The sequence below is a fragment of the Microvirga yunnanensis genome (assembly GCF_025460875.1).
Genome location: NZ_JAMXFI010000087.1, coordinates 24,812 through 32,643 on the forward strand (window position 1 = coordinate 24,812; position 7,832 = coordinate 32,643).

Genomic DNA, 7,832 nt, shown 5'->3' on the forward strand with positions numbered 1-7,832 from the left:
CGATGCTTTCCTCTTGAATGAGAGCATCGGTCAGGACGGAAAAGTGGACCCGGTATTCGCTGACGCGGCCCTTCGGGTCACTGGCGTGGCCCTTCGGGTCGCTTGCGCGGCCCGCTGGGTCCGTCTCATCCGATGCGCCGGTCAAGAGAATGAGCTTCGGATAAATCCCAAAAGTGGTGTCCACTTTTCACGTCCGAGGCTCTAGGCGGTCACTCAACGAAAAAGGCCCGCCGGAGAGGCGGGCCTTGCGATGTCTCTGCTCCCTGGGAGGCTCAGTTGGCCACGGCCACATTGACCTTTTCTGGACCCTGAGCCCGCTTCTGGGGCACGGCCTTCGTGGCCGGAGCCGCCCTGACGGAAGCAGGCGCAACCTGCACCGTCTCGGCCACGGGCTGCGACGCCGACGAGCCGAACAGGCCGGCCACGCCGCCGAGCATCTTCTTGTAGAAGGGCGTCTCCTGCGAGGAGGGCGTCTCCTGCGAGGAGGCCGCCGCCGCCACGGCCACCGGAGCGGTCTGCTGGGTGACGGCCTGACGGGTTTCCGGCTGCGAGGCGGGAACCTCCTTCATGGACGCGAAGGCGAGGGCGGTCGACGGCGCATCGATCTTCTCGCGGCCGCTGTCGTCGAGGGCGATCTGCCGCGGGCCGGAGGAAATCCCCTCCGTGCGGCTCACGAATCCGAGCTTGGTGTCGGACACGCCCGTCGCATTGGCGAGGGCCTCGCGGAAGGATTCGTGCGTGTCGCCGTCGTTGTAGACGAGCCTGATCGGCTTCTCGCCCTTGGCGATCAGATCGGCCACCTCCTGCTCGTCGTGGCGCTGCTTCTGGGCCACGGCCGCCACGGTGCTCTCATCCGCGTTGAAGACGTAGCGCCGGTTGGCGACCGCCACACGCAGCTCATCCTTGGAGATATCGAAGGTGTCGGAGCCTTCCTTCAGGTTCTTCCAGAAGCCGATGTTCGGATCGAGGCGATGCTTGGCCAGATTCTCGGCAGTCATCCGGAACGGATAGGACTGGAACTGGAAGCCGCGCTGACCGGCGCTGAGCGCCTCGCGGGCGATCGCGTAAATCTCGGCGATGTTCTGGTCCGTCATGGCGAAGCAGCCGCGCGACGAGCACGCACCATGCACCATGATGTCGCCGCCGTTCCGGCCGAAGGACCGGTCGTAGGCGTTGGGATAGCCGGTGTCGAACGACAGGTAATAGGCCGAATTCGGGTTCATCTGCGACGGGGTGACCGTGTAGAAGCCCTCCGGCACCTGACGGTCGCCTTCGCGGGTCTTGGGGCCGAGCTGGCCCGACCAGCGGCAGATCGGATAGGTCTTGAGCAGGGCGTATTTGCCGTTGGAGCCGCGCTTCCAGACCTCCAGCTCCGATTCCTTCTTATAGGCCCGGACCAGGATGGGGTCGTCCTTGGACATGCCCTTGGTCGACATCAGCGCCATCGTGGCGGATGGAATCGGCACGAGGTGTCGGGTGGAGCTACGGGAAAGCTGGTCGTCCTGGCAGGCAGCAAGCGCGAGCACCAGGCTCGCGGCCAATGCGAAACGCTTCATCATGGGGGACCCCGCAATTCTTGATCTGCCGGCCTCTGTGCCGGTCAGTTCCCCTTCAACCCCTAAATCGTTAGCCTTAACTGGCCCTTACTGCAAGCGGAGCCGTAATCGAGTTATGCTGAAAGGAAGGTAAAAAAACCGCCTGCGATGGGCCGGGGTGATGCTCATGGGAGGGAGCCTATCTCTTCCGAGGGAGGCATGGCCCGTGCACCGGGCGAAACCCGCCCGGTTTCAAGCAAATCCTGGAGCCGGTCGGGCGAATCCTCGAGCATCGGGCGCAAAAGTGGGAACCGGTTTTGCGTGAAAAGATGCTTTAAAACAAATGCCTAAAGCATCGGCCGTGAAAAGGGGACCTGCTTTGGGGTCCGATGCACTAGAGTTTGCGACCGATGTTGAGGAACTTGTCGGCGCGGTGGTCGCGGATCTCGGCCGGACCCATGTTGCCCAGATCGTGCAGGGCTTCCTCGATGGCGTTGCCGGTGGCCTGGATGGCCGCCTCCGGCTCCCGGTGGGCGCCGCCCACGGGCTCCGTCACGATTCCGTCGATGATGCCGAGGCGCAGGAGGTCCTGGGCGGTGATCTTCATGTTCGTGGCCGCGTCCTGGGCGCGGGTGGCGTCGCGCCAGAGGATCGAGGCCGCGCCCTCCGGGGAGATCACGCTGTAGATGGCGTGTTCCAGCATGAGGACCTTGTTGGCCGTGGCGATCGCGATCGCGCCGCCGGAGCCGCCTTCGCCGATGACCACCGACACGTTGGGCACGCCGAGCGAAAGCTGCATCTCGGTCGAGCGGGCGATGGCCTCGGCCTGCCCGCGCTCCTCCGCCTCGATGCCCGGATAGGCGCCCGCGGTATCCACGAAGGAAATGACCGGCAGACCGAACCGGTCGGCCATCTCCATCAGGCGCACGGCCTTGCGGTAGCCTTCGGGGCGGGCCATGCCGAAATTGTGCCGGATACGCGTCTCGGTGTTGTGGCCCTTCTCCTGGCCCATCACGCAGACCGGCTGGCCGCGGAACCGGCCGAAACCGCCCACGATGGCCTCGTCCTCGGCGAACTTGCGGTCACCGGCGAGCGGGGTGAACTCGGTGATGAGCCCGGCGCAGTAATCGACGAAGTGCGGGCGCTGGGGATGGCGCGCGACCAGGGTCTTCTGCCAGGGCGTAAGCTTGGCATAGAGCTCCTTCAGGGCGTCGGCGGCCTTAACCTCCAGGCGGGAGATGTCGTCGGTGATGGAGACGGCATCGCGGTTCTCCCCGAGCGCCCGAAGCTCCTCGACCTTGGCTTCCAGCTCGGCGACAGGCTTTTCGAAATCGAGATAACTGCGCATCAGACTCTACGGCATCGGGCCCAAAAGTGGATTTGCACTTGTGGGACGAACCCGATGCTTCCTCCTTTATGAGAGCATCGTTCAGGCAGAAAACCGGATCCACTTTTCCGCACGATGCTCTGGTGGAAAAATGAAGGCCGGCGAGACCGGATAGCCCTGCCGAAGCGGCCGGACACTGGCGTTTCGCAGGGGCCAAGTCAAGTTGAGCCCCGCCTTACTCTCTCAAAACCCGGCAAAATCAAGGAGGAGGCTGCCATTCGCGATGCCGGCGCCGCGGGCACTGGAGCGAAGACCGGCGCGAGGCGGCGGGAGCGGCGCACCGCGTGGACGGCGCCCGGCCGGTAGAGCTGCTTCGTCGCCTCCACGATGTGGAGGCCCGCGAAAGGCAGCGAGAACCCGGCCCCGACCCGCTCCCAGGCCTGCGCGCTCTGGAGCAGGAGACGGTTGCGCAGGGGCGGCACGTAGAGGGTTTCCGCCCAGCCTTCCGGCGAGAACCAGGTCTGGCGCATCAGGCTCTTGAGCTGCGAGCGGCTGTACGGCTGGCCATAGCCGAACGGCGTGGTGTCCATGCGCGCCCACAGGCCGCGCCGGTTGGGCGCCACCAGGATGATCCGCCCGCCCGGGGTGAGAATGCGCCAGATCTCGTGCAGGAGCTCGCTCGGGCTCTCCACGGTCTCGAGGGCGTGGACCACGAGAACCCGGTCGATGGAGGCATCGGGCAGGGGCATCATCAGCGGGTCGACGAGGGCCGAGGCCGAGGCGCCGGTGCTGGGCCAGTTCACCACGCCCTGGTTCGCCGGCATGAAGGCGAGGGTCCGCTCGCTCTCGTCCTTGACCGCCGAGAGATAGGGTGGCGCATAGCCGAGGCCGAGCACGCGCAGGCCCGTCAGCGGCCCCCAGAATCGGTCGATGGCACGCCCGACGAAGCGGCGCGTCACAGCCCCGAGGGGACTGGCATAGAAGCCGCGCAGATCGGTGATGTCGATGCTCATGGCCTCAACAGGGTGCCTCTCGCTCCGGCCCGGCCTGCGCATTGCGGCGCTCCGGGTCTGGTTTCACGCGCCGACTGTTCCATGATAGCTCAGAGCACATCAAGACAAGGTGCCCCGATGTCCGCCCAGATCCACGCCTTTCTCTGCCTTCAGGACAATATCGGTGTTCTGATCCACGATCCCAATACGGGCGCCTGCGCGGCGGTCGACGCGCCGGACGAGGGTGCGATCCTGGCGGCTCTCGCCCGGACGGGCTGGCGGCTGACCGACATCCTCATCACGCACCGGCACGGCGATCATGTGCAGGCCGCCCAGCCCCTGAAGCGCCGCACCGGATGCCGCGTGGTGGCTCCGGTCAAAGCCCGCGAGGCGGTACCACATGCCGACGCCTATGTCCGGGAGGGCGACACGGTGCATGTGGGCGGCCTTCAGGCGCATGTCTGGGAGACGCCCGGGCATTGCCTGGATCACGTGTCCTACTGGTTCGCCGCGGACCGGGCGCTGTTCGCCGGCGACACCCTCTTCACCCTCGGCTGCGGGCGGATGTTCGAAGGAACCTACGCCGAATTCTGGGCCTCGCTCCAGCGGCTGGCCGCCCTGCCGGACGAGGCCCGGGTCTATTGCGGGCATGATTACACCCTGTCCAATGCGCGCTTCGCGCTGGCGGCCGATCCGGACAACGAGGCGCTGCGGGCGCGGGCCGCGGAGGCCGAGACAGCCAGGACCGAGGGCCGCTTCCTCGTGCCCACGACCATCGGACAGGAAAAGGCCGCCAACCCGTTCCTGCGCGCCGGGGAGCCCGCCCTGGCGAAATCCGTTCATAAGGAAGGAGCGGCCCCCGTGGAGGTGTTTCAGGCCTTGCGCGAATGGAAGAACCGGTTCTGATGGGCGGCATGACCTTGCGGGAGCGGACAGCCTCATGAACGACCACAGCCTCATCATCGGACTCGAGAGCCGTCTCCTGAACGCCTGGCCCTCGTTCGATTATCAGCTCTATGACGGCTGGGTTCTCCGCCTTGCCAACGGCTATTCGAAACGCGCCAATTCCGCGACGCCCTTCCGCCCGGATATCGGTCTCGACGATGAGCTGCTCGACTACATGATCGCGCGCTTCGTAGAGGCCAATGTGCGCCCGACCTTCCGTCTCAACGGGGTGCAGGAGGGCGGTGCCGACGAGCTGCTGAAGCAGCGCGGCTTCAAGGAGGTCGAGCCGACCCATGTGCTCACGGCCCCGATCGCGAGCAGCGATTGCGAGATCGACCCCGAGGTCAATCTCGACCCGCACGCCTCCAAGCGCTGGGTGCGGGCGGCGGCGGAATCCTACGGCGGCGACAAGGCCGACGACGAGACCCTGATGAGGATCGTCTCGCGGATCCGCCAGAAGACGGCCTTCGCCACGCTGAGCCTCGACGACAGGCCGGTGGCCTGGGGCCTGGGCGTGGTGGAGCGTGGCTATGTCGGCCTCTACGACATCGTGGTCGCGCCGGACCTGCGCGGCATCGGCCTCGGCCGCCGCGTGGTCGCGAGCCTCATGGCCTGGGGCTGCGGGCAGGGGGCGCACACCGCCTATCTCCAGGTGCGGGAGGAGAACGAGATCGCCCGCGCGCTCTACGGCACCCTCGGCTTCGAGACGGCCTACCGCTACACGCACCGGGTCATGCCGGGGCGGTCTTCTTCTTCGGCGTGAGCGTCGCCACAAGCGCGCCGGCCACGATGAGGCCGCAGGCGAGCGCCAGCGTCAGGGTCGGTTCCGCGTAGCCGGCGACCACCAGGAGCAGGGTCGACAGCACCGGCGTTGCATAGGACGCCACCCCGAGGAAGCGGATGTCGCCGCGCTTCATGCCGATGTCCCACACATAGAAGGCTGCGCCCACCGGACCGAGGCCGAGCGCCAGAAGGGCGAGCCACTGCGTCGTCGTCTCGGGCCAGACGGTGGTCTCGAAGGCCAGATGGCAGACGAGGCTCAGGAGCGACGTCATCAGGCAGAACCCGGCCACCGCATCGGTCGGCACCTGGCCGAAGCGGCGGGAGAGAACCGAATAGCCGGCCCAGACGAAGGCCGCGACGAAGGCGCAGAGATAGCCCGGCATGTATTCGGCGCGCGCGTCGAAGGCGCCGCGTCCGGCGATCAGCACCACGACGCCCGCGAAGCCGAGCAGCGCTCCCACGATATGCGCGCGCCGCAGATGCTCGCCCGGCAGCAGCGAGGAGAACAGCACGATCAGCAGGGGCCAGAGATAGTTGATCAGGCCCGATTCGGCCGGCGGCGCCCAGCGCAGGGCCGCGAAGTAGAGCGCGTGATAGCCGAAGAGCCCGCCGATCCCCAGGGCCCAGACGATCGGCTTCTGCCGCAGGGCCTTCAGACCCTGAGGGCGGGCGATCCAGGTCGTCACGCCGACCAGCCCGCCGACCAGGAACGTCATGGCGTTGAGCTGGAACGGAGGGATCGTGCCCGTCGCCGCCGTGAACAGGGCGAGCATGGACCAGAGCAGGATGGCGGCAAGGCCGATGGTGGTGGCGGTGCGAGTCGTCATGGTGGCCGCCACCTATCACGACTCCCGCCGGGAAGCGAAGCGCCGCGGCGGATCCTGCCGGAAATTCGAGAGCCTCGGACGTGAAAAGTGGCCCCGGTTTTGGGATCGAATCCGATGCTCAAGCCTTTGAGCGGCGCATCGTCCGGACCCCTGTCTTGATCGCCCGGTCGATCCACCACCCCGTCATCACCGGGCGTGTCCCGGTGATCCCGATTGTCCGATGCTCCCCTCTTGGCTGGCGCACCGTTCGACGGGAAAAACCGGGCCCACTTTTTCGCACGGTGCGCTAGTAGGTGGTGCGCCCGCCGCTCAGATCGAAGGTGGCCGCCGTGGTGAAGGAGTTCTCCTCCGAGAGCATCCAGGCCACCATGGCGGCGATCTCGTGCAGTTCGGCGAAGCGGTCGCGGGGAATGCGCACGCGCATGTATTCGATGAATTCCGGCGTCAGGGATTCGAGGATCTTCGTCTTGGCCGTGGTGGGCGTGATGCAGTTGACCGCGATACCGGTCTTGGCCAGTTCCTTGCCCAGGGATTTGGTGAGCCCGATGATGCCCGCCTTGGCGGCGCTGTAGGCGGCAAGGTTCGGATTGCCCTCCTTGCCGGCGACCGACGCGATGTTGACGATCCGGCCGTAATCGTTCTCCAGCATGATCGGCACGATGGACCGGCAGCAATTGAAGGTGCCGGTCAGGTTGACGTCCACCACGCTGCGCCACTCCTCGACGGAATAATCGGCGAGCGGCTTGACCGGCCCAGTGATCCCGGCGCCGTTCACGAGGCCGTCGATGCGCCCGAAGGCCCCGCGGGTCTGCTGCGCGGCATGTTCCACCGAGAGGCTGTCGGCCACGTCGACGCTCAGGCCGATGCAATCCTTGGACAGGGCTGCGGCGCTCGCCTCGGTCTCCTCGAGACGGAGATCCCAGATGGCGACCCTGGCGCCCGATTGCACCAGGCGCTCGCCGATCGCATAGCCGATGCCGCGGGCGCCCCCCGTGATCACGACGGTCTTGCCCGCCATGTCGATGCGGTTCATGCCTCAAGTTCTCCGTGTTGCAAGAAGGGATGCGCCGCATCGGGCCCGGAGCGCGGCGTCGGACCGCCTCCGGGACGATGTCGTGCGGATCAGGCCATGTACTGCCCGCCGTTGACGGACAGGGTCGAGCCGGTGACGAAGCCGGCCTCGTCGGCGGCCAGGAAGAGCACGCTGCGGGCGATCTCCTCCGCCTCGCCGAGGCGTCCGACCGGAATGAGCGGCAGGATCTTGGACTTGAGCACCTCTTCGGGGACCGCCTTCACCATCTCGGTGGCGATATAGCCCGGCGCGATCACGTTGACCGTGACGCCCTTGTTGGCGTTCTCCTGCGCGAGCGCCTTGGCGAAACCGATCACGCCCGCCTTGGCGGCGGAATAGTTCGCCTGACCC

At 66.6% G+C, this 7,832-nt stretch carries 8 protein-coding genes; 2 read left to right on the top strand and 6 right to left on the bottom strand.

The features are described 5' to 3' along the window. Positions 1-272: 272 nt before the first annotated feature. From NF876_RS30505 to NF876_RS30515, 3 genes are all read right to left on the bottom strand, one after another. Positions 273-1,559, bottom strand: a complete 1,287-nt coding sequence (locus NF876_RS30505) for a L,D-transpeptidase family protein (RefSeq protein WP_262272016.1) — start codon at positions 1,557-1,559, stop codon at positions 273-275. Between the two features lie 370 nt (positions 1,560-1,929). Further along, a complete protein-coding gene (locus NF876_RS30510; protein WP_262272017.1) occupies positions 1,930-2,883 on the bottom strand; it encodes an acetyl-CoA carboxylase carboxyltransferase subunit alpha in 954 nt (317 codons plus the stop codon). Between the two features lie 197 nt (positions 2,884-3,080). After that, entirely contained in the window at positions 3,081-3,875 is a 795-nt protein-coding gene (locus tag NF876_RS30515) for a class I SAM-dependent methyltransferase (protein ID WP_262272018.1), read from the bottom strand. 117 nt (positions 3,876-3,992) lie between these two features. Here NF876_RS30515 and gloB point away from each other — a divergent pair, with 117 nt between their 5' ends. Continuing rightward, the gene (gene gloB / locus NF876_RS30520) at positions 3,993-4,760 is read left to right on the top strand and encodes a hydroxyacylglutathione hydrolase (protein ID WP_262272019.1); all 768 of its coding nucleotides are present in this window, start codon (positions 3,993-3,995) and stop codon (positions 4,758-4,760) included. 34 nt (positions 4,761-4,794) lie between these two features. After that, entirely contained in the window at positions 4,795-5,562 is a 768-nt protein-coding gene (locus tag NF876_RS30525) for a GNAT family N-acetyltransferase (protein WP_262272020.1), read from the top strand. Here NF876_RS30525 and yddG read toward each other — a convergent pair. The 3 genes from yddG to NF876_RS30540 all read right to left on the bottom strand — a co-directional run. Further along, entirely contained in the window at positions 5,531-6,409 is an 879-nt protein-coding gene (gene yddG, locus NF876_RS30530) for an aromatic amino acid exporter YddG (RefSeq protein WP_262272021.1), read from the bottom strand. The genes NF876_RS30525 and yddG overlap by 32 nt on opposite strands. Before the next feature lie 286 nt (positions 6,410-6,695). Then, a complete protein-coding gene (locus NF876_RS30535; RefSeq protein WP_262272022.1) occupies positions 6,696-7,442 on the bottom strand; it encodes an SDR family NAD(P)-dependent oxidoreductase in 747 nt (248 codons plus the stop codon). An 89-nt stretch (positions 7,443-7,531) separates the two neighbouring features. Further along, a partial coding sequence (locus NF876_RS30540) for an SDR family oxidoreductase (RefSeq protein WP_262272023.1) occupies positions 7,532-7,832 on the bottom strand: 301 nt, incomplete at its 5' end.

Coding starts and splice junctions, on each gene's coding strand:
- NF876_RS30525 (WP_262272020.1), top strand. CDS start 4,795: ATGAACGACCACAGCCTCATCATCGGACTCGAGAGCCGTCTCCTGAAC.
- NF876_RS30510 (WP_262272017.1), bottom strand. CDS start 2,883: ATGCGCAGTTATCTCGATTTCGAAAAGCCTGTCGCCGAGCTGGAAGCC.
- NF876_RS30515 (WP_262272018.1), bottom strand. CDS start 3,875: ATGAGCATCGACATCACCGATCTGCGCGGCTTCTATGCCAGTCCCCTC.
- NF876_RS30505 (WP_262272016.1), bottom strand. CDS start 1,559: ATGATGAAGCGTTTCGCATTGGCCGCGAGCCTGGTGCTCGCGCTTGCT.
- NF876_RS30535 (WP_262272022.1), bottom strand. CDS start 7,442: ATGAACCGCATCGACATGGCGGGCAAGACCGTCGTGATCACGGGGGGC.
- yddG (WP_262272021.1), bottom strand. CDS start 6,409: ATGACGACTCGCACCGCCACCACCATCGGCCTTGCCGCCATCCTGCTC.
- gloB (WP_262272019.1), top strand. CDS start 3,993: ATGTCCGCCCAGATCCACGCCTTTCTCTGCCTTCAGGACAATATCGGT.